General features: G+C 66.2%; 25 protein-coding genes. 17 read left to right on the forward strand and 8 right to left on the reverse strand.

Annotated elements, in window-relative coordinates; genetic code table 11:
* Positions 1–32: 32 nt before the first annotated feature.
* The 3 genes from P0652_RS08165 to P0652_RS08175 form a co-directional block, all read right to left on the reverse strand.
* Positions 33–1,283, reverse strand: a complete 1,251-nt coding sequence (locus tag P0652_RS08165) for an allantoate amidohydrolase (RefSeq protein ID WP_284178288.1) — start codon at positions 1,281–1,283, stop codon at positions 33–35.
* Between the two features lie 28 nt (positions 1,284–1,311).
* A complete protein-coding gene (locus tag P0652_RS08170) occupies positions 1,312–2,523 on the reverse strand; it encodes a urate hydroxylase PuuD (RefSeq protein ID WP_284178289.1) in 1,212 nt (403 codons plus the stop codon).
* Between the two features lie 102 nt (positions 2,524–2,625).
* Entirely contained in the window at positions 2,626–3,030 is a 405-nt protein-coding gene (locus P0652_RS08175) for a VOC family protein (RefSeq protein WP_284178290.1), read from the reverse strand.
* A gap of 160 nt (positions 3,031–3,190) precedes the next feature.
* On the opposite strand from P0652_RS08175, the gene P0652_RS08180 reads away from it, so the two are divergent.
* Positions 3,191–3,697 carry an SRPBCC family protein gene (locus P0652_RS08180; protein WP_349774970.1) on the forward strand — a complete coding sequence of 169 codons (507 nt, stop codon included), beginning with the start codon at positions 3,191–3,193 and terminating at the stop codon, positions 3,695–3,697.
* A 9-nt stretch (positions 3,698–3,706) separates the two neighbouring features.
* On the opposite strand, the gene P0652_RS08185 is transcribed toward P0652_RS08180, so the two are convergent.
* Positions 3,707–4,288 carry a 5-formyltetrahydrofolate cyclo-ligase gene (locus P0652_RS08185; protein WP_284178291.1) on the reverse strand — a complete coding sequence of 194 codons (582 nt, stop codon included), beginning with the start codon at positions 4,286–4,288 and terminating at the stop codon, positions 3,707–3,709.
* 189 nt (positions 4,289–4,477) lie between these two features.
* On the opposite strand from P0652_RS08185, the gene P0652_RS08190 reads away from it, so the two are divergent.
* Together P0652_RS08190 and P0652_RS08195 are read left to right on the forward strand one after the other, a co-directional pair.
* Positions 4,478–4,906: an Hsp20 family protein gene (locus P0652_RS08190; protein ID WP_284178292.1), complete on the forward strand. Its 429-nt coding sequence runs from the start codon at positions 4,478–4,480 to the stop codon at positions 4,904–4,906.
* A 213-nt stretch (positions 4,907–5,119) separates the two neighbouring features.
* Complete coding sequence (locus tag P0652_RS08195; RefSeq protein WP_284178293.1) at positions 5,120–5,443, forward strand: BQ00720 family protein; 324 nt, start codon at positions 5,120–5,122, stop codon at positions 5,441–5,443.
* Between the two features lie 7 nt (positions 5,444–5,450).
* Here P0652_RS08195 and P0652_RS08200 read toward each other — a convergent pair whose 3' ends face one another.
* Positions 5,451–6,248 carry an alpha/beta hydrolase gene (locus P0652_RS08200; protein ID WP_284178294.1) on the reverse strand — a complete coding sequence of 266 codons (798 nt, stop codon included), beginning with the start codon at positions 6,246–6,248 and terminating at the stop codon, positions 5,451–5,453.
* Positions 6,249–6,358: 110 nt separating this feature from the next.
* Between P0652_RS08200 and P0652_RS08205 the strand changes: the two genes are divergently transcribed.
* The 8 genes from P0652_RS08205 (at position 6,359) to P0652_RS08240 (ending at position 13,682) form a co-directional block, all read left to right on the forward strand.
* Positions 6,359–7,579, forward strand: a complete 1,221-nt coding sequence (locus tag P0652_RS08205) for a glycosyltransferase family 4 protein (protein WP_284178295.1) — start codon at positions 6,359–6,361, stop codon at positions 7,577–7,579.
* 101 nt (positions 7,580–7,680) lie between these two features.
* The gene (infC, locus tag P0652_RS08210) at positions 7,681–8,208 is read left to right on the forward strand and encodes a translation initiation factor IF-3 (RefSeq protein ID WP_284178296.1); all 528 of its coding nucleotides are present in this window, start codon (positions 7,681–7,683) and stop codon (positions 8,206–8,208) included.
* A 190-nt stretch (positions 8,209–8,398) separates the two neighbouring features.
* Entirely contained in the window at positions 8,399–8,599 is a 201-nt protein-coding gene (gene rpmI / locus P0652_RS08215; protein WP_284178297.1) for a 50S ribosomal protein L35, read from the forward strand.
* Positions 8,600–8,721: 122 nt separating this feature from the next.
* The gene (rplT, locus tag P0652_RS08220; RefSeq protein WP_284178298.1) at positions 8,722–9,087 is read left to right on the forward strand and encodes a 50S ribosomal protein L20; all 366 of its coding nucleotides are present in this window, start codon (positions 8,722–8,724) and stop codon (positions 9,085–9,087) included.
* A gap of 161 nt (positions 9,088–9,248) precedes the next feature.
* Positions 9,249–10,331, forward strand: a complete 1,083-nt coding sequence (gene pheS / locus P0652_RS08225) for a phenylalanine--tRNA ligase subunit alpha (RefSeq protein WP_284178299.1) — start codon at positions 9,249–9,251, stop codon at positions 10,329–10,331.
* Positions 10,328–10,861, forward strand: a complete 534-nt coding sequence (locus P0652_RS08230; protein WP_284178300.1) for a hypothetical protein — start codon at positions 10,328–10,330, stop codon at positions 10,859–10,861. The genes pheS and P0652_RS08230 overlap by 4 nt, the downstream gene beginning before the upstream one ends.
* On the forward strand, positions 10,858–13,293 hold the full coding sequence (pheT, locus tag P0652_RS08235; protein WP_284178301.1) for a phenylalanine--tRNA ligase subunit beta: 2,436 nt from the start codon (positions 10,858–10,860) through the stop codon (positions 13,291–13,293). The genes P0652_RS08230 and pheT overlap by 4 nt, the downstream gene beginning before the upstream one ends.
* A 29-nt stretch (positions 13,294–13,322) precedes the next feature.
* Entirely contained in the window at positions 13,323–13,682 is a 360-nt protein-coding gene (locus P0652_RS08240; protein ID WP_284178302.1) for a hypothetical protein, read from the forward strand.
* Here the strand turns inward: P0652_RS08240 and P0652_RS08245 are convergent.
* Positions 13,679–14,425 carry a HesA/MoeB/ThiF family protein gene (locus tag P0652_RS08245; protein WP_284178303.1) on the reverse strand — a complete coding sequence of 249 codons (747 nt, stop codon included), beginning with the start codon at positions 14,423–14,425 and terminating at the stop codon, positions 13,679–13,681. The genes P0652_RS08240 and P0652_RS08245 overlap by 4 nt on opposite strands.
* A 162-nt stretch (positions 14,426–14,587) precedes the next feature.
* On the opposite strand from P0652_RS08245, the gene P0652_RS08250 reads away from it, so the two are divergent.
* The 5 genes from P0652_RS08250 to mutL all read left to right on the forward strand — a co-directional run bounded on the left by P0652_RS08250 (position 14,588) and on the right by mutL (position 21,667).
* Positions 14,588–15,817, forward strand: coding sequence for an argininosuccinate synthase (locus P0652_RS08250; protein WP_284178304.1), 1,230 nt, complete (start codon positions 14,588–14,590; stop codon positions 15,815–15,817).
* Positions 15,818–15,880: 63 nt separating this feature from the next.
* Complete coding sequence (locus P0652_RS08255) at positions 15,881–17,224, forward strand: TAXI family TRAP transporter solute-binding subunit (protein ID WP_284178305.1); 1,344 nt, start codon at positions 15,881–15,883, stop codon at positions 17,222–17,224.
* 135 nt (positions 17,225–17,359) lie between these two features.
* Positions 17,360–19,186, forward strand: coding sequence for a translational GTPase TypA (gene typA / locus P0652_RS08260; protein WP_284178306.1), 1,827 nt, complete (start codon positions 17,360–17,362; stop codon positions 19,184–19,186).
* 49 nt (positions 19,187–19,235) lie between these two features.
* Positions 19,236–19,769, forward strand: a complete 534-nt coding sequence (locus tag P0652_RS08265; protein WP_284178307.1) for an SRPBCC family protein — start codon at positions 19,236–19,238, stop codon at positions 19,767–19,769.
* A gap of 80 nt (positions 19,770–19,849) precedes the next feature.
* Positions 19,850–21,667 (forward strand): DNA mismatch repair endonuclease MutL, encoded by a 1,818-nt coding sequence (gene mutL / locus P0652_RS08270; protein WP_284178308.1) that lies wholly within the window; start codon positions 19,850–19,852, stop codon positions 21,665–21,667.
* A 7-nt stretch (positions 21,668–21,674) separates the two neighbouring features.
* On the opposite strand, the gene rsmD is transcribed toward mutL, so the two are convergent.
* Together rsmD and P0652_RS08280 are read right to left on the reverse strand one after the other, a co-directional pair.
* Positions 21,675–22,232 (reverse strand): 16S rRNA (guanine(966)-N(2))-methyltransferase RsmD, encoded by a 558-nt coding sequence (gene rsmD / locus P0652_RS08275; protein WP_284178309.1) that lies wholly within the window; start codon positions 22,230–22,232, stop codon positions 21,675–21,677.
* A 3-nt stretch (positions 22,233–22,235) separates the two neighbouring features.
* Positions 22,236–24,593, reverse strand: a complete 2,358-nt coding sequence (locus P0652_RS08280) for a pseudouridine synthase (RefSeq protein ID WP_284178310.1) — start codon at positions 24,591–24,593, stop codon at positions 22,236–22,238.
* Positions 24,594–24,686: 93 nt separating this feature from the next.
* On the opposite strand from P0652_RS08280, the gene P0652_RS08285 reads away from it, so the two are divergent.
* Positions 24,687–25,142, forward strand: a complete 456-nt coding sequence (locus P0652_RS08285) for a nucleoside deaminase (protein WP_284178311.1) — start codon at positions 24,687–24,689, stop codon at positions 25,140–25,142.
* Positions 25,143–25,145: the final 3 nt, after the last annotated feature.

Raw genomic sequence — 25,145 nt, forward strand, 5'->3', positions numbered from 1 at the left:
GGCGCTTCGGGCGCCCTTTTTGCTGGCCGCTCTCAGCCCGACAGGGCCGCGGGATCAAGCGTGCGGACGAAAGCAAGCATGGCCGCCAGCGCGGTATCCGCATCCGCCTCGGTGATGGATTCCAGCGGATTATGGCTGATCCCGCCTTTGCAGCGCAGGAACAGCATGCCCATCGGGCAGAGTTTCTCGAAGGCCATGGCGTCATGGCCGGCGCCGGAGAGCAGGCGGAGCGGCTTGTGGCCGAGCGATTCGATCGCCGTTGCCAGCGCCGACTGGATCGCCGGGTGGCAGGGCGTGGCCTGCTCCTCGTAACCCGCCTCAAGCGCGAGCGTCACGCCCCGCCGCGCGGCAACCTCCTCCAGTGCCGCCAGCACCCGCGCCACCAGCGCATGGCGGGCGGCATCGTCCGGCGCCCGGAGATCGAGCGTGAAGGTCACACTGCCGGGAATGACGTTGATTGCACCCGGCGCAGCCTCGATCCGCCCGACCGTGCCGACAAGCCCTGGCGCATGCCGTGCCTCGCGCTCGACCGCCAGCACCATCTCGGCCACCGCGGCCAGGGCATCCTTGCGGTAGGCCATCGGCACCGTGCCGGCATGACCGGCCTCGCCGGTGACAATGGCCGTAAAGCGCTGGATCGAGGCAATGGAGGTGACGATGCCGAGTGGCTCGTCCGCCGCTTCCAGCACCGGGCCCTGCTCGATATGCAATTCGAGATAGCCGACCACCGAGCCGGGCTGGCGGGCGACGGACGGGATCGAATCCGGATCAAGCCCGAAGGCGGCAAGTGCATCGCGCATCGAGACACCATCGCGGTCGCGGCCATCCAGCGCCGAGGGGTCGAACCGGCCGGCAATCGCGCGCGAACCGGTCAGCGTGTCGGGGAAGCGAACGCCTTCCTCGTCACCGAAGGCGATGACCTCGACGGCGAAGGGCAGCCTTTCATTGAGCCGGGCCAGCTCCTCGACCACAGCGAGGCCGGCCAGGACGCCGAGATTGCCATCATATTTCCCCGCATCCCGCACCGAATCGATATGCGAGGCGATGATCAGGGCCGGCAGGCCGGGTTCGCGCCCCTCGAACCGCGCATGGATGTTCCCCGCCGCATCGACGGCCGGGTTGAGCCCGGCTTCGCGGAACCAGCCGGAGACGAGATCGATCGCCCGGCGATGGGCATCCGACAGGTAGAGCCGGGTAATCTTCCCCGGCTCGTCGGTGACGAGGGCGAGCGCATCGAGCCGCTCCATCATCCGGGTCGTGGCGGGCAGGTTGGGGCGGGTCATGGCGGAATTCCGTGACAGGGAGGCCGGATTACCGGCGGGTCAGCCAGAGTGCGAGCGTCGCGCGCTCCTCGGCTGTGATTTCGGTGATGTTGTTCGGCGGCATCGCATGGGTCAGTACGGCATGCAAGCCGATCGCCTTCGCCTCCCGCAGGATATCCGCCTCCTCGGCCAGCTTCACCCCTTTCGGCGGCGCGGAAATGCCATCCCAGACCGGCTGGCTGGCATGGCACATCGAACAGCGCCCCTGCACGATCTGGATTGCCTGCTCGGTCATGGCCGGGTTCGCTGCGGCGATCTGACGTTCGGCCGCCAGCCAGGATTGGCGGCCCGGTGCCGCCTGCCACGACAGGGCCATGGCTGCGCCGAATGCCAGCGCTGCGGCAATCCAGCACCACCACGGTGCCTTGGAATGATCGGCATGCCAGCCGTTGAAGAAATGGCGGATGACAGCCCCGGCAAAGGTGATCAGCGCGACCAGCAGCGGCAGCACCGCCCCGGTATGGGCGAGCGGATAATGGTTCGAGATCATCAGGAAGACGACGGGCAGCGTCAGGTAATTGTTGTGTATCGAACGCTGCTTGGCCTGCTTGCCGAGGGCCGGATCCGGCGCCTCGCCAGCGAGAAGCGCGGCGATCACCTTCTTCTGGTTGGGAATGATGATCCGGAACACATTGCCGCTCATCACGGTCGCCATCAGCGCGCCGGTATGGATCAGCGCGCCGCGTCCGGAGAAGACCTGCGCGTAGAAGGCGCTCATCGCCACCACGAAGCCGAAGCCCAGCACGGCAAGCAGGGTCTCGTTCCGGCCGAGCGGGGATTTGCACAGGAGATCATAGACGATCCAGCCCGCCAGCAGCGAGCCAATGCCGATCCCCGCCGCGGCGGCGGGGCTCAGCACCCGGACGGCCGGGTCGATCAGGTACAGCGAGCTTTGCGCGTAATAGATCCAGCCCAGCAGGAAAAAGCCGGAGAGCCAGGTCATGTAGCTCTGCCATTTGTGCCAGGTCAGCTCGGCCGGCAGGCTGGCCGGCGCGACGAGATGTTTCTTCATCTCGTAGAAGCCGCCGCCATGGACCTGCCAGGCCGCGCCGCCCTTGCCGGCGGGAATCTCCGGATGCGGGCGCAGCCCCGCATCCAGATGCATGAAGAAGAACGAGGAGCCGATCCATGCCATGGCGGCAATGACATGCAGCCAGCGCAGGGCTGCGCTCCCCCATTCCATGATCACGTAGTCAACCATCGTCCCGCCTGCCTTCTTTCGTGCCTCAACGCTGGCTTGCGGCGCATGATTCCGCAAGGGCGTTCTGGGGAGGCAGGAAACAGTTCGCGTGCCAGCCCGGGTTCAGGCGGCCTGGTCGGCCGGAAGATGGCACGCGCAGCACAGCTTGTTGCCGTCGAGGTCGCGCACATAGGCGCCGTAGTAATCCGGGTGATAATGCGGGCGCAGCCCCGGTTCCCCCTCGCAGGTGCCGCCGGCCGCCAGCGCCGCCTGATGGAACCGGTCGACGAGGGCGCGTTTTGTCACGACGAAGCCGATCGTGGTGCCGTTGCCGAAGGTTGCAGCCTGACGATTGATTGGCCGCAGGATCCAGAAGCTCGGCGCGCCGGGCATGTCCGGCCCGTAGCCATAGGTTTCATGCGCGCTCTCGTCATGGATCATCGGATAGCCGATCGGGCCGAGAACGGCATCGTAAAAGGCTTTGGCGCGGGCGAGATCATTGGTTCCAAGTGTGACATGGCTGAACATGGGATGTCCTTTTCTGGAAGGGAGTTGACGGCACCGGGCTTGCCGCATCCTCCCGCCAGTTTCTGTCAGGATAAACCGGGCCGTCCTGCGAAAGACGATGACGGTCGTCGCTTGACGCGATGCCCGCCGCCGCCTTTCATGCGCACCGGAGGAACCTGCCATGGACATGAGTGACAACCGGCGCATCGAGGCCCCGCGCGAGGTGGTCTGGGCCGCGCTGAACGATCCGGATGTGCTGAAAGCCTGCATTCCCGGCTGCGAAAGCGTCGAGAAGACCGGCGAGAACGAGCTCGAGGCGAAGGTCACGCTCAAGATCGGGCCGGTCAAAGCCTCCTTCACCGGCAAGGTGACCCTGTCGAATATCGACCCGCCGAACGGTTACACCATCTCCGGCGAAGGGCAGGGTGGCGTGGCCGGCCATGCGCGCGGCGGCGCCGATGTCCGCCTCGAGGCCGATGGCGATGCCACGATCCTGCATTATACCGTCCGGGCCGAAGTCGGCGGCAAGATTGCACAGCTCGGCTCGCGGCTGATTGATTCGACAGCCAAGAAACTGGCCGGCGAGTTCTTCGAGAATTTCGGGGAGGCCGTCGCGCCGTCGGCCGAGGAGGCCGGGGAAGAGGGCGAGAAGCCCAAGGGCAAATGGTGGAAACTCGGCCGCGCCTGACCGGCCCGTTCACGGCCGGACAAGGCCCGCCTCGGTGAGGATCGCTGCCAGCGGCAGGTCATGCGCCTCGACCGGCACCACCGGCACTTCCTGCACGGAGAAGGCGAGCCCGATCCGGACAGCCTCCGGATGAGCGGCGAAGGCACGGTCGTAAAAGCCCTTGCCATAGCCGAGGCGGTTGCCGCGCCGGTCGAAGGCGACGAGTGGCGCGAGGATCACGTCCGGCGCCACGATTGCCGCTCGGGCCGGTGGTTCGGCAACGCCGAATGCGCCCTTTTCGAGCGGGCCGCCCATTTCATAGGCATGGAAGGCGAGGCCGCTCGCCGTCATCCGCGGAAGGGCCAGCGACAGGCCCGCAGCCGCAAGCGCTGCCAGCAGCGGCGCGGGGTCCAGTTCGTCGCGCAGGGCGACGTAACCGGCGATGATCCGTGCGGCGGGCGCCAGCCCGGTGACGGCGGCCAGACCGGCCTGGGCCATGCGCGCTCCGGCTTCCTGCCTGGCTTCAGCGGTTATCCTCGCCCGCCGAGCGAGTGCGGCCTTGCGAAGCCCGGCCTTGCCGGTCGCAGGAGGAGGAGAGGATTTGGCCATCATGGCTGTCTCCGGATCAGACAGGATACTGTCCCATGCATCCGACAAGCGCTCCGGCATCGCCGCCCTGCGGAAGTCCGCCTTTCCGCAACGGCCTCCTCTTGCGCCCGGCCGGGGCACTGTCCATATTCGTCGTGTCACGCCCTTGCGGGTGACGCAACCAGAGCCGCTTCTTCAGGAGGGCTTTTCGCCATGTCCCGCGTTCCATCCCTGTCCTCGCCCTTCATGCTGGGCTTCGACGATATCGAGCGTGCACTCGACCGCGTCGCCAAGGCGGCCTCGGACGGGTATCCGCCCTACAATATCGAGCGCCTTCCGCGCACCGAGAACCTGCCGGATCGCCTCCGCATCACCCTGGCTGTCGCCGGGTTCACCCGCGACGAACTCGAGATCACGCTTGAGGAAAGCCAGCTTGTGATCCGCGGTCGCCAGCTGGATGACAAGACCCGCCAGTTCCTGCATCGCGGCATCGCCGCGCGGCAGTTTCAGCGGGCTTTTCTTCTCGCTGACGGGATGGAGGTTCTCGGCGCCGAACTGATGCATGGTCTGCTCTCGGTCGATCTCGCCCGGCCCGAACCGGAGCGGATCATCCGCAAGATCGACATCCACGCTCGCGACTAGACAAACCTGAAAAGCCCTGCCGCCTGCCGCGCCGACCCCCGGCCGGACCGGGAATGCCGTCGCGTGTCTGGTCCGGTTTGTGCTTCACCGCATCGCTGGTGGTGGCACAGAGCGCGAGGATCAACCGTAAAGCAGGACCTTTTCGACGCCTTTTATGGATTGCAACACTTCGTCAACGCCTTGGTGCGTTCAATAGGTGAACTGGAGGCTCCCATGGCCGAAATGAAGAGGACGACCCCCCCGAAGAAGAATGCCAGTCCGGCGCGTCCGCCGCTGGCTCTGAAGCCGCAGGCGCCCGAACCGGCCCGCACGCCGGAAGCCCTGGCGGCGATGGGTGATGGCGAACTGGCCTATATGCGCGCCTTCCGCGCCGCCGAGCTTCGCCACCTGTTTCCGCAGACCGAGAAAGTCCATCCGTCAGTGCAGCTTTTCGCGCTGTTCGCGGCCGATGGCTCCCCGCTCATGCTGGCCGACAGCCGGGAGCTGGTCATTTCCGGCGCCTGGCAGAACGATCTCGACATGGCGACGGTCCACTGAACCTCGGCTACCGCGCGCCAGCCAGCGCGCGGGCCATGTCCAGCGTGATCCGCTGGAGCGCGGCGATATCCTCATCGCGCGAGAGGCGATGATTCCCGTCGGGGATCACCGCCATCCGCACCTCCTCCTCGACCAGTTCCGCCATGAAGCGGCGGACATGCGCCAGCGGCACATCCGGGTCTTCGGCGCCCTGCAAGATATGGATCGGCACGCCGAAACGCGCGCCCTTGCCGAGCAGCAGGTGGCGCCGTCCATCCTCGATCAGCGCCCGCGTGATCGGATAGGGCTCCGGCGAATAGGCCGAGGGCCGGTACCACACGCCCTCTTCCTCGATCTGCCGACGGATGGCCGGCGGGAACTGCGCCCACATCAGTGCTTCGGTGAAATCCACCGCCGGGGCGATCAGCACCAGCCCGCCGGGCGGACGACCTTCGGCCCCGAGGATCTCCGTTGCGCGGAGGGCGAGCCAGCCGCCCATGGACGAGCCCACAAGGATCGGCCGCTCGCCGCCGAATTGCCGGATCATCTGCAGGGAATCATCCAGCCAGAGCGAAAGCGTCGCCGAAGCGAAGTCCCCGCTGGATTCGCCATGCGCGGTATAGTCGAAGCGCAGCATGCCGAAACCCTCGGCCGCGGCGGCCTCTTCGAGCTTTTCCGCCTTGGTGGAGGTCATGTCCGAGCGGAAACCGCCCATCCAGATCAGGGTCGGCCGTCTTCCGGGCCGGAGGCGATAGGCCAGCCGGCGCGCCGGGAAGCCCGCTTCCGGGTTGCCCTCGACCTCGAACGATTGCACCGGCTGCTGCATGTCTCTATGTCTCCCATGGCCGGTTTGCGCCGGCGCGATTCCCGGATGTTTGCGCAGATCCCGGCGCAGCAGTAAACATCCCCAGCCGGTTCCGAAAGCCCCGTTCCCCGATGGTCTTTTCTGCCTCCCCCGCGAAGCCGCTTCTCGGCAGGACGATCCTCCAGATCATCCCCGATCTGAATGCCGGCGGTGCCGAACGCACGACGGTGGATATCGCCGAAGGCCTCTCGCAGGCCGGCGCGCGCGCGCTCGTCGCTACCGAGGGCGGCCGCCTGATTGGCGAATTGCAGACCAAGGGCGGCATCTGGGTGCCGTTTCCGGCCTCGACCAAGAACCCGCTCTCGATGGCGATGAATGTCGGCAAACTGGTGCGCCTCCTGCGCGAGGAGCGGGTGGAACTGGTCCATGCCCGGTCCCGCGCGCCGGCCTGGGTGGCCTATGCCGCCACGCGGGCGATGAAGATCGGTTTTGTCACGACGTATCATGGTGCCTATAACGGCAAGTCGGCGCCCAAGATCCTCTACAATTCCGTCATGGCCCGCGGCGACGTGGTGATTGCCAATTCGCATTTCACCGCCGAACTGATCCAGAAAACCCACCGGATCGAACCGCAAAGACTGCGTGTCATTCCGCGCGGCACGAATTTCGAGGCCTTCTCGCCTGACAGGATCGGCCCCGACCGTGTCGAGCGGATCCGGCGCGGATGGCTGGCCTCGCCGGATGACCGGATCGTCCTGCTGGCCGGCCGCCTCACTTCGTGGAAGGGGCAGAAGCTGCTGGTCGAGGCGGCGTCCCTGCTGCGCGAACGCGGCTATCGCGACGTGGTCTTCATTCTCGCCGGTGATCCGCAAGGCCGGGAGGGCTATGTCGCCGAGCTGGACGGCGAGATCGCGGGGCGGAATCTCGGCTCTGTCGTCCGCCGCGTCGGCCATGTCACCGACATGCCGGCCGCGCTCGCGGCCTCGGCTGTCGTCACCGTGCCCTCGACGGAGCCCGAAGCCTTCGGCCGTGTGGCGGTGGAGGCCCAGGCCATGGGCGTGCCGGTGGTTGTCTCCGATCTCGGCGCCGTACCGGAAACCGTGCTCGCCCCGCCGCAGGTACGGCCCGAACAGCGGACCGGATGGCGCGTGCCCGCCGGCGATGCTCCCGCTCTCGCCGAGGCGCTTGCGCTTGCGCTCGATCTCAAGCCCAGCGCCCGCGATGCGCTGGCCACCCGCGCGCGCCGCCATGTCGAGCGGAATTTCTCGCTCGACCAGATGGTGGCGCAGACGCTCGACTGTTACATCGCGCTTCTTGAGGGCACGGTGGGCAAGGCCCTTCCTTCCCGTTGACTTTGTCCGCGAATGCGCTGATTTTCAGGCCGGTTTCGCGGATGGGGACATCCGGCGGCCACCATCCGCAATAGCCAAGGAGAAAGACCATTCGCAGGCCTATGAGAAACGTTCCCCTTCCGGTGAAGGAAGGTCCGCGCATCAACCGGGATATCCGCATCCGGGAAGTCCAGGTGATCGACGCCGATGGGTCCAACAAGGGGGTGCTCGCCGTGTTCGACGCGATCAAGCTCGCCGAGGACCAGGGGCTTGATCTCGTCGAGGTTTCGCCGAACGCGACGCCGCCGGTCTGCAAGATCATGGATTACGGCCGTTTCCGCTTCGCCGAGCAGAAGAAGGCCGCCGAGGCGCGCAAGAAGCAGAAGACCATTGAAATCAAGGAAATCAAGCTTCGCCCGGCCATCGATGATCATGATTACACCGTCAAGATGAAGGCGATGAAGGGCTTCTTCGAGGAAGGCAACAAGGTGAAGATCACCCTGCGCTTCCGCGGCCGTGAAATGGCGCATCAGGATATCGGCATGCGCGTGCTCGACCGGGTGAAGGCCGATACGGTCGATATCGCCAAGGTCGAGAACGAGCCGAGCTTCGAGGGTCGCCAGGTCGTCATGGTGCTGGCGCCGAAATAAGGCGCCGGTCGGCTGGCAGGGGGCAGGGCCCCCTTGCACTTTTCTCCGTCCTGGCGTATCAGCGCGCCTTCGTTCGAACCGCCCGGCTGATAAGGGCTGCCGTGGCGGTTCTTTCGCGTCGAGGATTTTCTCGGAAATCCGGTGACGTGCCGCGGCCCCCCGGGGTCGCTTCCTTCCTAAGGAGAGGCAAATGCCCAAGCTGAAGACCAAATCCGGCGCCAAGAAGCGCTTCAAGATTACCGGAACGGGCAAGGTCAAGCACGCCCAGTCCGGCAAGCGCCACGGCATGATCAAGCGCACCAACAAGCAGATCCGCGATCATCGCGGCATGCGGGTGCTGTTCAAGACCGACGGCGACAACATCAAGAAGTATTTCCTCCCGAACGGCTGATCGGGAGCGTTTTCAAGCGAAGTGGACCCCGGTTCGCGTGAAGAAAACGCGACCAGACTGAAACGATCCGAGCGCGACGCGCTCTCGCTGGCAAAAGCGATCAGCAAATCAGGAGTTGAACAATGTCTCGTGTGAAGAGGGGCGTGACATCTCACGCCAAGCACAAGAAAGTCTTCAAGGCTGCCAAGGGCTTCTATGGCCGCCGCAAGAACACCATCCGCACCGCGAAGGCCGCCGTCGATCGCGCGATGCAATATGCGACGCGTGACCGCCGCGCCAAGAAGCGTACGTTCCGCGCGCTCTGGATCCAGCGCATCAACGCCGCCGTGCGGGAATACGGCCTGACCTACAGCCGCTTCATCGATGGCCTGGCGCGCGCCAACATCGTGATCGACCGCAAGGTCCTCTCCGACCTCGCCATCCGCGAGCCGGAATCCTTCAAGGCCATCGTCGACCAGGCCAAGGGTGCCCTGCCGGCCACCGCCTGAATTGTCCGGCCACGGCCAGGCCTTCACAACCGGCGCCCGCAGGCGCCGGTTTTTTGTTGCTGCCTTGCCGCGCCACCGGATTTTTGCCCTGTGCGTATCAGGATGCTTGACGCGCTTCCCCGCCGCATGACAAGCGAGGCGCGCAACAAGGGGTTCTCGGAATGTCGGATCTGACCTCACTGGAAAAGTCCCTCTCGGCGGAGATCGCCGCCGCCGCCTCGGAAGAGGCGCTGGAGGCCGTGCGGGTCTCCGCGCTTGGCAAGAAGGGCTCTGTTTCCGCGCTGCTGGCCACGTTGGGCTCGATGGCGCCGGAAGCCCGCAAGGAGGCCGGCGCCGCCATCAACGCCCTGAAGGACCGGGTGACCGAGGCCCTTGCTGCCCGCAAGGCCGTGCTGAAAGATGCCGCGCTTGATGCGCGCCTCGCCGCGGAGCGGGTCGATGTCACGTTGCCGGTGCTCGAAGCCGGGCTGGAAACCGGCCGCATCCATCCGATCAGCCAGGTGCTGGACGAACTGACCGCGATTTTCGCCGATCTCGGTTTCGCCGTGGCGGAAGGGCCGGATGTCGAGAGCGACGATTACAACTTCACGAAGCTCAACTTCCCGCCGCATCACCCCGCGCGGGAAATGCACGACACGTTCTTTTTCAACCCCGGCGAGAACGGCGAGCGCAAGCTTCTGCGCACCCATACCTCACCGGTTCAGGTCCGGACGATGCTGGCCCAGAAGCCGCCGATCCGCGTCATTTGCCCGGGCCGCACCTATCGCTGCGATTCCGACCAGACCCATACCCCGATGTTCCATCAGGTCGAGGGGCTGGTCATCGACAAGTCGGCCAATCTCGGCCAGCTGAAATGGGTGCTCGAGGAATTCTGCAAGGCCTTCTTCGAGGTGCCGAGCGTCAAGATGCGCTTCCGCCCCTCCTTCTTCCCCTTCACCGAACCCTCGATGGAGGTGGATATCCAATGCTCGCGCAAGGGCGGCGAGATCCGCTTCGGCGAGGGCGAGGACTGGCTCGAGATCCTCGGCTGCGGCATGGTCCACCCGAATGTGCTGCGCAATTGCGGCCTCGATCCGGATGCCGTGCAGGGCTATGCCTGGGGCATGGGAATCGACCGCATCGCCATGCTGAAATACGGCATGCCGGATTTGCGCCCCTTCTTCGAGGCCGATATCCGCTGGCTCAGGCATTACGGCTTCCGCCCGCTCGACCTGCCGACTCTGGCCGGAGGGTTGAGCGCGTGAGCCTCCAGGTCCTCATTGCATCACTTGCGGGTGTGGCGACGATCATTTCAGCGTTTTTCGCGTGGAAGAAATTTTCGTCCGATCGCTCAAGTCCAAAATTGTATTATAATGTAAAAAAGCACTCACACTATCATAATCCAATCGACTTTGCGGATGTTTATATTTGGAGCAATTCTTTTAAGGTTGCAAGATTTTCATTAGAGGTGAATAGCAAGAGTGAAATTTCAGAATTTTCAGTCCGTGTGCCAGAGGGTGTTTCTGTTACAAAAAAAGATGCATTGAGAGTCGAGTTTTCAATAAATCCAAATGCCAGTGGAGTGATAAATTTGTCGGGATTCAAAAATGATATTACTTTCGGAGGTTTTGGATCGGAGGAAATTCACGAATCATATCCAAAACATATATTCTATGGACAAGCAAAAAACATAAGGAATGCTGCCTTTAAAGAAGCTCTTGGCTGGGTATTTTTTATAGTTTTTGGTCTGTCCCTATACATCGCTGCTGCAATCTGGCCGAGTGCAAAACCATGAAATTCACCCTGTCCTGGCTCAAGGAGCATCTCGAAACCGACGCGACGCTCGACCAGATCGTCGAGACCCTGACCCGCATCGGGCTGGAAGTGGAAAGCGTCGATGATCCGGGCAAGAAGCTCTCGGGCTTCACCATTGCCTATGTCATCTCGGCCGAGCAGCATCCGAATGCTGATCGCCTGCGCGTCTGCATGGTCGAGACAGGGCTCGGTGGCGGGCCGGTCCAGGTGGTCTGCGGCGCGCCGAATGCCCGCACCGGCATGAAGAGCGTCTTCTCGCCGCCCGGCACCTATATTCCCGGCAAGGACATCACGATCGGCAAGGGCGTGATCCGCGGGGTTGAATCCTCCGGCATGCTCTGCTCGGGCCGCGAACTCGAGATTTCCGAGGATCATGACGGCATTCTCGACCTGCCGGCCGATGCGCCGGTCGGGACCCGCTATGCCGAATGGGCCGGCCTGTCCGACCCGGTCATCGAGATCAACCTGACGCCCAACCGCCCCGATGCCACCGGCATCCACGGCATCGCGCGCGATCTCGCCGCCGCTGGCCTCGGCAAGCTCAGGGATGCCGGCATTCCCGCCATCAAGGGCGATGCCGCCTGCACCGTGCCGGTGACGCTGGATTTCGCCGGCGAGGATCGCGCCCTCTGCCCGGCTTTCGCCTTGCGCCTCGTACGCGGCGTGAAGAACGGCCCCTCGCCGGAATGGATGCAGAAGCGCCTGCGCGCCATCGGCCTCCGCCCGATCAACGCGCTGGTCGATATCACCAATTACATCACCTATGACCGCGGCCGCCCGCTGCACGTTTTCGATGCGGCCAAGGTCAAGGGCGCGCTGACCGTACGCCATGCCCGCGCCGGCGAGAGCATTCTCGCGCTCGATGGCAGGACCTATGCGCTCGAGCCTGGCATGGTTGTCATCGCCGATGATAACGGCCCCGAATCCATCGGCGGCATCATGGGCGGCGAACATTCCGGCTGCGATGATGCCACCACCGATGTGCTGATCGAATCGGCGCTCTGGTCGCCGCTCAACATCGCACAAACCGGCCGCAAGCTCGGCATCAACACCGATGCCCGCTACCGGTTCGAGCGTGGGGTTGACCCCGCCTTCACCGTGCCGGGCCTTGAACTGGCGACAAAGCTGGTGGTCGATCTCTGCGGCGGTACGCCAAGCCAGATCAGCCTGACCGGTGCCGTGCCGGAAACCGAGCGGATCGTCGATTTCCCGGTCTCCGAAGTGAAGCGGCTCACCGGGCTCGACGTGCCCGTCTCCGAGATGAAGGCGATCCTTTCCGCACTTGGCTTCTGGTGCTCGGGGCAGGGTCCGGTGCTCAAAGTGGCCGTGCCCTCCTTCCGCCCGGATATCGAGGGCAAGACCGATCTCGTCGAGGAAATCGTCCGCATCGTCGGTGTGGATTCGGTGCCGCTGGTCCCGATCCAGCGCGTCCATGAGGTGCACAAGCCCGTTTTGACCCCCCTTCAGGGCCGTGTGCGGCAGGCCAAGCGTGCGCTCGCCGTGCGCGGGCTTGTCGAGGCCGTGACCTGGTCCTTCGTGTCGAAGAAGGCGGCCACGCTTTTCGGCGGCGGCCAGCCGGCGCTGGCGCTTGCCAACCCGATTGCGGCCGATCTCTCCGACATGCGGCCCAGCCTGATGCCGGGCCTTGTAGCAGCAGCGCAGCGTAATGCCGATCAGGGCTATCCCGATGTCGCCCTGTTCGAGGTCGGCCAGATTTTCAGGGGCGATGGCGAGAAGGACCAGCGCTTCGCGGCAGCCGGCATCCGGCGCGGCCTCGCCCGGGCGGCCGGCGCGGGCCGGCACTGGACCGGCAGCAGCGAAGCGGATCTCTTCGACGTCAAGGGCGATGTGATGGCCCTGCTGGCGACACTCGGCGTGCCGACCGGCGGGCTGCAGGTCGTGGCGGCCGGGCAGGTCAATCCGGCACCGGACCATCTGCATCCCGGCCGTGCGGCGATCCTGCGCTTTGGGCCGAAAGATGTTGTCGGCTGGTTCGGCGAGTTGCATCCGCGCCTTGTCGAGGCTTTGGGCGCGGAAGGCCGGCTGCAGGCTTTCGAGATCATCCTTGACGGGCTGCCCTATCCGAAAAAGAAGCCGACCAAGGTCAAGGCCAAGCTCGACCTGTCGGATCTCCAGCCGGTCAGCCGTGATTTTGCCTTCCTTGTGGATCAAAGCGTCGAGGCCGAGACGCTGCTCCGGCTCGCCCGTGGCATCGACAAGCCCTTGACGGAAAACGTCACGGTCTTCGATGTCTATGCCGGAAAGGGAATCGAGCCGGGCAAGGTCTCGATCGGCCTCAACGTGACGCTCCAGCCGCGCGAGAAAACGCTGACGGATGCGGAGATCGAGGCCTTTTCGAAGAAACTGGTGGCGGAAATCACCGGAAAGACAGGCGCGACCTTGCGCGGGTGAGGTTTCGCCCGCGTTGAAGAGGTTCAAGAATGGCAAGACGCCACGCTGCGTGTCCTATCCTGTTGGCAGGATGGGTCTTTCTGGGGGTCGGGTTCTTCGCCCGGCCGGCCCTTGCGGCCTGCGAGGGAATCTCCAATGCCTTCGCCTACAACGAATGCCTCGCCAAGCAGGCGCCGCAGCGCGGCCAGAGAGCGCCGCGTGTCACCTCCGGGGATCCGGAGGCCTCCGTCATCCACCGTCGGGGCCGCAATTCCCGGCGCGCGAACCCCGATGCCGGGCTGTCGGGCATCGGCGGCATTGAGATGACCCGGCGCAACGGCCGGACCAGCGCCGTCATCGATCCGTGGAGCGGCGTCCGCCCGGCCACCCGCGGGAAGCGCCGGCGCTAGGCCGCCCGCCCGTATTCGATCGTCTCGAACCGCATGTCGAGCGCATCGATCAGCAGCAGCTTGCCGACGAGCGGCGTTCCGAACGGCGTGATCTGCCGGATGACCTCGATCGCCTGGAGCGAGCCCACCATGCCGACCAGCGCGCCGAGCACGCCGGCTTCCGAGCAGGTGGGAATGCTGCCTGCCGGCGGCTTTTCGGGAAAGAGATCCGTGTAGCGCGGATTGAGAACCCCGTCCGGCCCGGCCTCCCAGGGGCGCAGAACCGTGATCGAGCCATGCATCTCGTTGACGGCGGCATGGACCAGCGGCTTCCGCGCCGCCTCGCAGGCCGAGGCGAGCAGGTAGCGCGTGTCGAAATTGTCCGATCCATCGGCGATCACGTCATAGCCGGCGATGAGAGCCGCCGCGTTGCCGGAATCGAGCCGGTCCCTGTGCAGGTCGAGCATGACGCCGGGGTCCAGCCGATGAAGCGCGTCGGCCGCACTCTCGACCTTGGGCCGGCCGAGATCCGGCGTGCCATGGATCACCTGTCGCTGCAGGTTCGAGAGCGAGACGACATCGTCATCCACGATCCCGATCCGGCCCACGCCCGCTGCGGCGAGATAGAGCAGCAGTGGCGTGCCCAGCCCGCCGGCCCCGACCACCAGAACGCTGGCGCGACGCAGGCGCTGCTGGCCCGGCCCGCCGATAGGGCGCAGCACGATATGGCGGGCGAAACGGGTCAGGTCGTCGGTGGAGAGCATCTTTGGCGTTCTCGCGGGAGTGGCTTGCGTGCCGTCGGGTTCCGGTTATAGGACCTCTCCAGCGCCTTTTCGAGCCGGTGTCGATGCCGCGCGTGAAAATTGGGCCGGTGAGGGGAATGGAGTTCCGGGCTCGCAGGGTCCGGACGTTTGGAAGAAGAACCGATGGCGAAATCCGATATCAAGCGCGTTGTCCTGGCCTATTCCGGAGGCCTCGACACCTCCGTGATCCTGAAATGGCTCCAGACCACCTATGGCTGCGAGGTGGTGACCTTCACGGCCGATCTCGGCCAGGGCGAGGAGCTGGACCCGGCGCGCAAGAAGGCCGAATTGCTGGGCATCAAGCCCGAGCATATCTTCATCGATGACCTCCGCGAGGAATTCACCCGCGACTTCGTTTTCCCGATGTTCCGCATGAACGCGCTCTACGAGGGCCAGTACCTTCTCGGGACCTCGATCGCGCGGCCGCTCATCGCCAAGCGCCAGATCGAGATCGCCCGCCAGGTCGGCGCCGACGCCGTCTGCCACGGCGCCACCGGCAAAGGCAACGATCAGGTCCGCTTCGAGCTGACCTATTACGCACTCGAGCCGAACATCAAGATCATCGCCCCCTGGCGTGAATGGGACCTGGCCAGCCGCACCCGGCTGATCGCCTTTGCCGAGCAGCACCAGATCCCGATCGCCAAGGACAAGTATGGCGAGGCACCGTTCTCGGTCGATGCGAACCTGCTGCATTCTTCCTCGGAAGGGAAAGTGCTCGAGGATCCGGCCATCGAGGCGCCGGAAATGGTCTATATGCGCACCATCGCGCCCGAGGCCGCGCCGGACAAGGCGACGATCATCACCATCGATTTCGAGAAGGGCGATGCCGTGGCCATTGACGGCGTGGCCATGTCGCCCGCGACGCTGCTGACGCGCCTGAACGAACTCGGCAAGGAGAACGGCATCGGCCGGCTCGACCTCGTCGAGAACCGCTTCGTCGGCATGAAGTCGCGCGGGGTCTACGAGACGCCCGGCGGCACGATCCTCCATGCCGCTCATCGCGGCATCGAATCGATCACGCTCGACCGCGAGGCGATGCATCTCAAGGAATCGCTGATGCCGCGCTATGCGGAGCTGGTCTATTACGGCTTCTGGTTCACGCCCGAGCGCGAGATGATCCAGGCCCTGTGCGACAGGAGCCAGGAAAACGTCACCGGCCGCGTCACGATGAAGCTCTACAAGGGCAATGCGACGGTGATTGGTCGCGAAAGCCCGTATTCCCTGTATGATCAGGAACTCGTGACTTTCGAGGAAGGCGCGGTGGCCTATGATCATCGGGATGCGCAGGGCTTCATCAAGCTCAACGCTTTGCGGCTGCGGACCCTGGCGATGCGCAAGGCCCGCACCAGCTGAGGCCCGGCGGGGCGGCGTGTTTTCCCGCTGGCACGGCACGGACCGGAGGGCGGATCGATGCGCATGCGGCTGAAAGTTCTGGCCATCGTTTTTGTCGGCGTGGCGATCGCGGCGGCAGCAGCCTACGGGCTGTTCGCGCCGCGCCTCCTCCGGATTGCGGTGGGGCCGCTCGGCGGGCAGGATATCCGCATCGTTGTGGCCTTCCTGCAATCGCTCCAGCGTGAGAAGGCCTCGCTGCGCCTCAAGCTCGTGCTGACGGAAGGCGCTTCCGCCAGCGGTGCGCTGCTGGAGAGCGGCAAGGCGGACCTGGCGGTGATCCGCTCGGATATCACCGTGCCGGAAAAGGCGGCGACGGTGGCGATCTTCCGGCGCGAAGCGGTCTATTTCGTCACCAAGCCCGGCTCGAAGATCACCAAGATCGGCGATCTCAAGGGCAAGGCAATCGGCTCCATTGCACCACGCCCGGCCAATGACCGGATGCTTGAGAGCATCCTCACATATTACGGAATCGCCGCTTCCGAGGTCGATGTCATCCGCGGAAGCCAGGCCGAGATCACCCAGGCCATGCAGGCCGGCAAGCTCGATGCGTTCTTCTCGGTCGCGCCGGTCGCCGACCGGATGAGCCGCGCGGCCTTCCTCGCTTTTCCGAAGGTCGACGGCGAGGCGCCCGGGTTTCTGCCGATCGCCGGGGCCGAGGCGATTGCGGAGCAGGTCCCGGCCTATGACACGGTCGAACTGGTGCGCGGGGTCTTCGGCGGCGATCCCGCACAGCCGGCGGAGGAAACCACCACGCTCGCGGCGACCCATCGCCTCGTGGCCCGCCGCACACTGGATGAATCGGTCGTCAGCGAATTGACCCGCCTTCTCTTCGCGCTCCGGCTGTCCATCGCCGCCGAGGCCCCCGCCGCCAACCAGATCGAGTTGCCTTCCGCCGAGGACCGGGGCGCCAAGCTTCCCGTCCATCCCGGCACGATTGCCTATATCGAAGGCGAGACGAAGACCTTCTTCGAGCGTTATGGCGACTGGTTCTATCTCGGCGTGATGGGGTTCTCGCTGGTCGGGTCGGTCGCCGCGGCGCTCTTCTCCCGGGTCACCAACAACCGCACCGGCGTCCACCCGGTGACGGATGACGAGTTGCACCGCATGGTCGTGCTGATCGACCAGCTTCGCCAGGCCGTCACGGCCGAGGCGCTTCCCGCCCTCGAAGCCGAGGCCCGCACGCTCCATCACATGCTGCTGCATTCCGTCGCGGAAGCCGCGCAGGATTCGGACCGGATCGCCACGATCCGCTTTCTCGTCGACGAGTTGCGCCTGGCCTTGGCGGATGCCCAGCAGCGGATCCGCGAGGCGCCGGGCGAGCGCAGCGAGCCGCGCCGGCCACCCGGTCTGACGGCAATTTCGACCTGAACCGGTGGAATCGCCGCGCGCCGGCTTGCTCTTGCAGCGCAAAAAGGATACTGCGCTGCAACACCGTAGACTGCAACGCCCTGCCGCCACCGTCCGGGACCCACCGGACGTCCGGGCGCTTTTTGGAACAAACCCATGTCACTGCGCAACATCGCCATCATCGCCCACGTCGACCACGGCAAGACGACGCTGGTGGACAAGCTCCTCGCGCAGTCCGGCGCCTTCCGCGAAAACCAGCGCGTGGTCGAGCGCGTGATGGATTCGAACGATCTCGAGAAAGAGCGCGGCATCACCATTCTCGCCAAGGCGACCTCGGTTGTCTGGAGGGATACCCGCATCAACATCGTCGATACGCCGGGCCATGCCGATTTCGGCGGTGAGGTCGAGCGCATCCTCTCGATGGTCGACAGCGCCATCGTGCTCGTCGATGCGGCGGAAGGCCCGATGCCTCAGACCAAGTTCGTTGTCGGCAAGGCGCTCAAGATCGGTCTGAAGCCCATCGTCGCGATCAACAAGGTCGACCGCCCGGATGCCCGCGTCACCGAAGTCGTCAACGAGGTGTTCGATCTCTTCGCCGCACTGGATGCCACCGACGAGCAGCTCGACTTCCCGATCCTCTACGGTTCCGGCCGCAATGGCTGGATGTCGCTGAAGCCGGATGGCTCTCAGGAAGAAGGCCTCGCGCCGCTCTTCGACCTCGTGTTGAGCCATGTGCCGGAAGCGACCGTCGAGGAGGGGCCGTTCCGTATGCTCGGCACCTTGCTCGAGGCCAACCCGTTCCTCGGCCGCATCATCACCGGCAAGATCTCCTCTGGTTCGGTGAAGCCGAACCAGCAGATCAAGGTCCTCGACCGCAAGGGCAACCTCGTCGAAACCGGCCGCGTCTCGAAGATCCTCGCCTTCCGCGGCATCGAGCGCCAGCCGATCGAAGAGGGTGTCGCCGGCGACATCGTCTCCATCGCCGGCCTGGTCAAGGGCACCGTGGCGGATACGTTCTGCGACCCATCGGTCGACACGCCCATTCAGGCCCAGCCGATCGACCCGCCGACCGTGACGATGAGCTTCATCGTCAATGACAGCCCCTATGCCGGCACCGAGGGGGACAAGGTCACCTCGCGCATGATCCGCGACCGCCTGTTCAAGGAAGGCGAGGGCAACGTCACGCTGCGCATCGAGGAATCGGAAGACAAGGATTCGTTCTTCGTCTCCGGCCGCGGTGAATTGCAGCTCGCCATCCTGATCGAGACCATGCGCCGCGAGGGCTTCGAGATCGCCGTTTCCCGGCCGCGCGTCGTGATGGAAAAGGGCGAGAACGGCGAGATGCTGGAGCCCGTCGAGGAAGTCGTGATCGACGTTGACGAGGAATATTCCGGCACGGTCGTGCAGAAGATGTCCGAGCGCAAGGCCGAGATGATCGAGATGAAGCCCTCGGGCGGCAATCGTCTGCGCCTGGTCTTCCACGCCCCGACGCGCGGCCTGATCGGCTATCAGAGCGAATTGCTCACCGATACCCGCGGCACGGCGATCATGAATCGCCTGTTCAAGGCCTATGAGCCCTTCAAGGGTGAAATCGGCGGCCGCCATAACGGCGTGCTGATCTCGAACGATATCGGCGAGGCCGTGGCCTATGCGCTCTGGAACCTCGAGGATCGCGGCCAGATGGTGATCGAGCCCGGCTGGAAGGTCTATCAGGGCATGATCATCGGCGTGCATACGCGGGACAACGATCTCGAGGTCAATGTCCTCAAGGGCAAGAAGCTCACGAATATCCGCACCACCTCGAAGGACGAGGCCGTCCGGCTGACGCCGCCGATCCGGATGACGCTTGAACGCGCGCTCGCCTGGATCCAGGATGACGAACTGGTCGAGGTCACGCCGAAATCGATCCGCCTGCGCAAGCGCTTCCTCGATCCGAACGATCGCAAGCGGATGGAAAAGCAGAAGGAAGCCCTCGCGGGCTGACCGGGCATTCCCATGGGTGCCGGCTCCGCGAGCGATCAGGGAGGCCGGCATGTCATGGTGGATGATCCTGCTTGTGGTTCTGGCCGGCGCGGTTCTCGCGCTGGTCCTCCTGGCCTCGCGAAAGCCTGACACATTCCGCATCGAACGGCGGATCATTCTGGCGGCGCCGCCGGATGTGATCTTCCCCTATCTCGACAGTCTGGAATCCTGGCAGCTCTGGTCGCCCTGGGCCCGCAAGGACCCGGCCATGCGCACCACCTATGGCCCCGGCCGGGCCGGGCTTGGCGCCAGCATGGGCTGGGACGGGAACAGCCAGGTCGGCAAGGGCAATATGAGCATCGTCGAGAGCCGCCCGCACGAAGCCGTCGCCTACCGGCTCGAGTTCGAGAAGCCCTTCCGCGCCACCAACCGTGCCAGCTTCACGCTTAAACCGGTGGTTGGCGGGACCGAACTGGTCTGGGCGATGGAGGGCCCGGCGCCGCTTCCCAGCAAGATCATGGATCTGCTGATGAACATGGATCGCATGGTCGGCCGTGACTTCGAGGCTGGCCTCGCTAATCTCCGCGGTCTTGTCGAGAAATAGATTGCCAGGATCAGCCCGGTTCCCCACAGGCCTGATGTCGACAAATCCGGGCAGGGCCGCGAATCACGCCATAAGCAAGCATGCCCGTCCGCCAGCTTGACCCCGTCCTGATCGATCAGATCGCCGCCGGCGAGGTGATCGAGCGTCCGGCTGCCGCCGTGAAGGAGCTGGTCGAGAACGCTATCGATGCCGGCGCGCGCCGCATCGAGATCCGGCTGGAGCAGGGCGGCCGCCGGCTGATCCGCGTCTCGGATGATGGCGCCGGCATGCCGCCGGAGGATCTCGCCCTCGCCATCCGCCGCCATGCAACGTCCAAACTGCCCGAAGGCCAGCTCGACCGTATCCTCACCCTCGGCTTCCGGGGCGAGGCCCTGCCCTCGATCGGCGCTGTCGCGCGGCTGCAGATCACCACGCGCGCGGCGGGCGGCGAGGGCCATGCCATCCTCGTCGATGCCGGGCAGGTCGGGCCGATCCGCCCTGCGGCCATGGCGCAAGGCACGCGGGTGGAGGTGAGCGATCTCTTTTATGCCACCCCGGCGCGGCTGAAATTCCTGAAGGGCGACCGCGCCGAGGCCCAGGCGGCGGCGCTCGTTATCCGCCGCCTCGCCATGGCCCATCCCGGCATCGCCTTCACGCTTTCCGGCGATCACCTCTCCGGTTTTGACCTGCCCGCCGAGGCTCCGGGCGAGGAAGGCCTGCGCCGCCGGATCTCCCGGCTCATCGGCGAGGATTTCACTGGCAATGCCGCCACCCTTTCGGCCGAGCGAAACGGCTTCCGCCTCTCGGGGCTGGCCTCGCTGCCGACCTATCACCGCGCCAGCGCGCTGGACCAGTATCTCTTCGTCAATGGCCGCCCCGTGCGCGACCGCCTGCTGATCGGCGCGCTGAAGGCTGCCTATGCCGACAGCCTGATGGCTGGCCGCTACCCGGTCGTGGCCTTGTTCCTCGAACTGGATCCTGCCGGCGTCGATGTGAATGTCCATCCGGCCAAGCTCGAGGTGCGCTTCCGTGATGCCGAGGGCATTCGCGGCCTGATGATCGCCGGCATCCGCGATGCGCTGGCCGGCATGGGGCATCAGGCCTCGAGCCGGGGTGGTGAGGCCATGCTGCAGCGCCTGCGCGCGCAGGGCATCACCCATCTCGGCACAGGCAACCCGCCACCGCCGCGCCCGCTCAGCTTCGTTTTCCCGGACCAGCGCCTGCCGGAACGGCCCGTGCCGGCTATGCCGCATGCCGGCTTTGGCGAGCCCGCCCGGGTTTCGGAGAGCGTGCCGTTTGCCGATTCGCGGCAGGCGGATGCCGGCGACGATGCCGCTTTCCCGCCGCTCGGCTATGCCCGCGCGCAATTTCACGAGACCTATATCCTCGCCCAGACCGGCGAGGGCGTGGTTATTGTCGACCAGCACGCCGCGCATGAAAGGCTGGTCTACGAGCGGCTGAAAAAGGCCCGTGCCGAGGGGGCGGTTCCCCGCCAGCCTCTCCTTATTCCGGCGATTGTCGACCTGCCCGAGCCCGCCATCATTTCCCTGCTCGACCAGTCCGGGGCCCTGGCGGAGGCGGGGCTGGTCATCGAACCGTTCGGCCCCGGCGCTGTGGCCGTCCAGGAAGTGCCGGCGGCTCTGGCCGGCTCGGATATCGTGGCGCTGCTGCGCGATCTTGCCGATCAGGTCAGCGAATGGGGCGGCAGCGAAAGCCTTGCCGCGCGACAGGATCACGTCCTGAAGACCTTTGCCTGCCACCATTCGGTGCGGGCCGGGCGGCGCTTGCGGCTCGAGGAAATGGACGCCCTGCTGCGCGAGATGGAGGCAACGCCCGGCTCCGGCCAGTGCAACCATGGCCGGCCGACCTATGTCTCGCTTAGCCTGAAGGATCTGGAGCGGCTGTTCGGCCGTTCCTGACGCCGTTTCAGTTCGGCATCCGGCCGAAGATGAGCTGGGTTTCGCCGGCCTTGCGGCGGTCGATCTCGACCAGCGGCGCGGGCAGGGCGACATCGGCGCTCGCGCGCTCTTCCAGCACCACCAGAGCGTCCGGCGCGATCCAGCCGCCGCGGAGGGCCGAAGCCAGCGCAGCCTCGCCCAGCCCCTTGCCATAGGGCGGATCACAGAAGACGAGGCCGAAAGGCTCGAAGGGCGCAACCTCGCCGAGCCGGGTCGCGTCGCGGCGGAGGATGCGCGTCACCCCGCCCAGCCCGAGCGCTTCGACATTCTCGCGTTGCAGCCCGCGCGCCTCGGCGCCGATATCCACCATCACGGCGAAGCCGGCACCGTGCGACAGCGCCTCCGCCGAAAGCGCACCTGTGCCGGCAAAGAGATCCAGCACACGGGCGTCGTCGAACGGGAACGCGTTGGCATGGATCAGGATATTGAACAGCGCTTGCCGCATCCGGTCGGTTGTCGGCCGGATGCTGTCGCCCTGCGGCCCCCGGAGGGTCCGCCCGCCAAGCCGCCCGCCGACGATCCGCATGGATCAGCCCCGGTCGCGCGGCGGCCGTTTGCCACCCGGGCGCGGGCCGCCCGGCTTCGGGCCGCCCGGTCGCTTGAAATCGCCGCGCGGCTTGAACGGGCGGTCGCCGCCCGGCGCACCATCCCGCGGCGGGCGGGGCCGGAAGCTGCGCTCCTCGCCGCCTTGGTCATCCCGGCGCGGGGCACGCGGCTTGAACGGGCGGTCGCCGCCCGGCGCACCATCCCGCGGCGGGCGGGGCCGGAAGCTGCGCTCCTCGCCGCCTTGGTCATCCCGGCGCGGGGCACGCGGCTTGAACGGGCGGTCGCCGCCCGGCGCACCATCCCGCGGCGGGCGGGGCCGGAAGCTGCGCTCCTCGCCGCCTTGGTCATCCCGCCGCGGGGCACGCGGCTTGAACGGCCGATCGCCATTCGGCGCACCATCCCTCGGGGGGCGGGGGCGGAAGCTGCGTTCCTCGCCGCCTTGGTCATCCCGCCGCGGGGCACGCGGCTTGAAGGGGCGGTCGCCGCCCGGCGCACCATCGCGCGACCGGAAGGGACGATCACCGAAATCCCGGCGCGGACGCCGTTCCTCCCGCTCCTCGCGGATGATGCGCGGCGGTTCTTCCGGCGGCAGATCCTTCTTGACGATCCGCTCGACCTTGACGGTCCGGCCCCGCCGGTCCTCGACACGCTCGCGCTCCAGCTTGAGATCCTTTGCTGCGCCGGAAAGGGCCAGCTCGCGTTTCTCTCCGGGCTTGCGCTTGTCGAAACGCTTGCGGACGGGCTCGTCCTGCAGTGTCGCCTCGCGGTCGGCGAGGCTCTCGCGGCGGGGGCCGTCGAAATAGGCGCCGGCTTCAGCCGTCAGGCGGTCGCCAAGCTGATCGCGCAGGGTCTTGGTCCGCACTTCCTCGATGGCCCCCTCGCCGAGATCCTCGAGCTGGAACGGCCCGAACGAGACGCGGATCAGCCGGTTGACCTGCAGGTTGAAATGCTCGAGCACCCGCTTGATCTCGCGGTTCTTCCCCTCGCGCAGATCCATCACCAGCCAGGCATTGTCGCCGACCTCGCGTTCCAGCGTGGCGACGATGGGGCCATAATCGATGCCGTCGAGCGAGATCCCCTCACGCAGCGTATCCAGCATCGCCTGGTCGACGCCGCCATGCACCCGCACACGGTAGCGGCGCAGCCAGCCGGTCTCCGGCAGGGCCAGAACGCGGGCAAGACCCCCATCATTGGTGAGCAGCATCAGCCCTTCGGTATTGATGTCGAGGCGGCCGACAGAGATCACGCGCGGCAATTCTGCCGGCAGGTTGTCGAAAACGGTGGGCCGCCCTTCCGGATCGCTGGCCGTGGTTACGAGGCCGCGCGGCTTGTTGTAGAGCCAGAGCCGCGTGCGTTCGCGCTCCGGCAGGGGTTTCCCGTCCACGAGGATACGGTCGCGGTCGGTCACGTCCAAAGCCGGGCTGTCGATGACCCGGCCGTTGACGGCGACCCGGCCTTCCTCGATCCAGGTTTCGGCATCACGGCGCGAGCAGAGGCCTGCCCGTGCCATCACGCGGGCGATGCGTTCGCCTTCCGGAGCAAAGCCACTCGGCGCATTCGGATCCTCGTCCCGGCGCGGGGCCCGTGGCTTGAACGGGCGGTCGCCGCTCGGGGCACCATCCCTTAGCGGGCGCGGGCGGAAACTGCGCTCCTCGCCGCCCTGCTCGTCGCGGCGCGGGGCACGCGGCTTGAACGGGCGGTCGCCGCTCGGGGCGCCATCCCTCGGCGGGCGCGGGCGGAAACTGCGTTCTTCACCGGCCTGATCGTCCCGGCGCGGGGCACGCGGCTTGAACGGACGGTCGCCACTCGGGGCGCCATCGCGCGGCGCGCGGGGGCGGAAACTGCGTTCTTCACCGGCCTGATCGTCCCGGCGCGGGGCGCGCGGCTTGAAGGGGCGGTCGCCACTCGGGGCGCCATCCCTCGGCGGGCGCGGGCGGAAACTGCGTTCTTCACCGGCCTGATCGTCCCGGCGCGGGGCGCGCGGCTTGAAGGGGCGGTCGCCACTCGGGGCGCCATCCCTCGGCGGGCGCGGGCGGAAACTGCGTTCTTCACCGGCCTGATCGTCCCGGCGCGGGGCCCGCGGCTTGAAGGGGCGGTCGCCACTCGGGGCGCCATCTCTCGGCGGGCGCGGACGGAAGCTGCGCTCCTCGCCAGCCTGCTCGTCACGCGGCCGGAAAGAACGCTTGGGGCGGCTGTCACCGGCCGGCGCGTCGCGGTCCTGCCGCGGGCGGAACTCGCCCTTGGGGCGCGGGGAACGCGGGGCATCGCCGGAACGATCGGCGCGCGGGCGGGAGTCGCGGGGCTTGCCACCGCGACGTTTCTCATTATCGCTGTCAGACATGTCGCGCTCATATCAGGATAGACCGCCTGTTGCGAGGGCCAGCCGCAACTTTATTCGCAAAGCGCAGGACAGGACGCGGAAGGCAACCCCGCCATGAGCAAGGAGCAGGGCCTGAACGGCTTCGACATCGCCTTCGAGGAGGCGCGGGCTGCGGCTGGGCGGGGCGAGGTCCCGATCGGCGCCGCGATCCTGCGCGAGGGCGAGCTTCTGGCCCGGGCCGGCAACCGGATGCGGGAATGCCATGATCCGACAGCCCATGCCGAGATGCTCGCCATCCGCGAGGCCTGTGCCCGGATCGGCAGCGAGCGGCTGGTCGGCGCCGATCTCTATGTGACGCTCGAACCCTGCCCGATGTGCGCCACGGCCATCTCCTTCGCGCGGATCCGCCGGCTCTACTACGCGGCGGGAGATCCGAAGGGCGGGGCGGTGGAGAACGGGCCGCGGCTCTATGCCCAGCCGAGTTGCCACCACGCGCCGGAACTTTATTCCGGCATTCGCGAGCAGGAAGCGGCGGAGATGCTCCGCGCCTTCTTCCGGGAGCGGAGATAGGGC

The sequence above is a fragment of the Rhabdaerophilum sp. SD176 genome (assembly GCF_030143245.1).
GTDB lineage: Bacteria > Pseudomonadota > Alphaproteobacteria > Rhizobiales > Beijerinckiaceae > Rhabdaerophilum.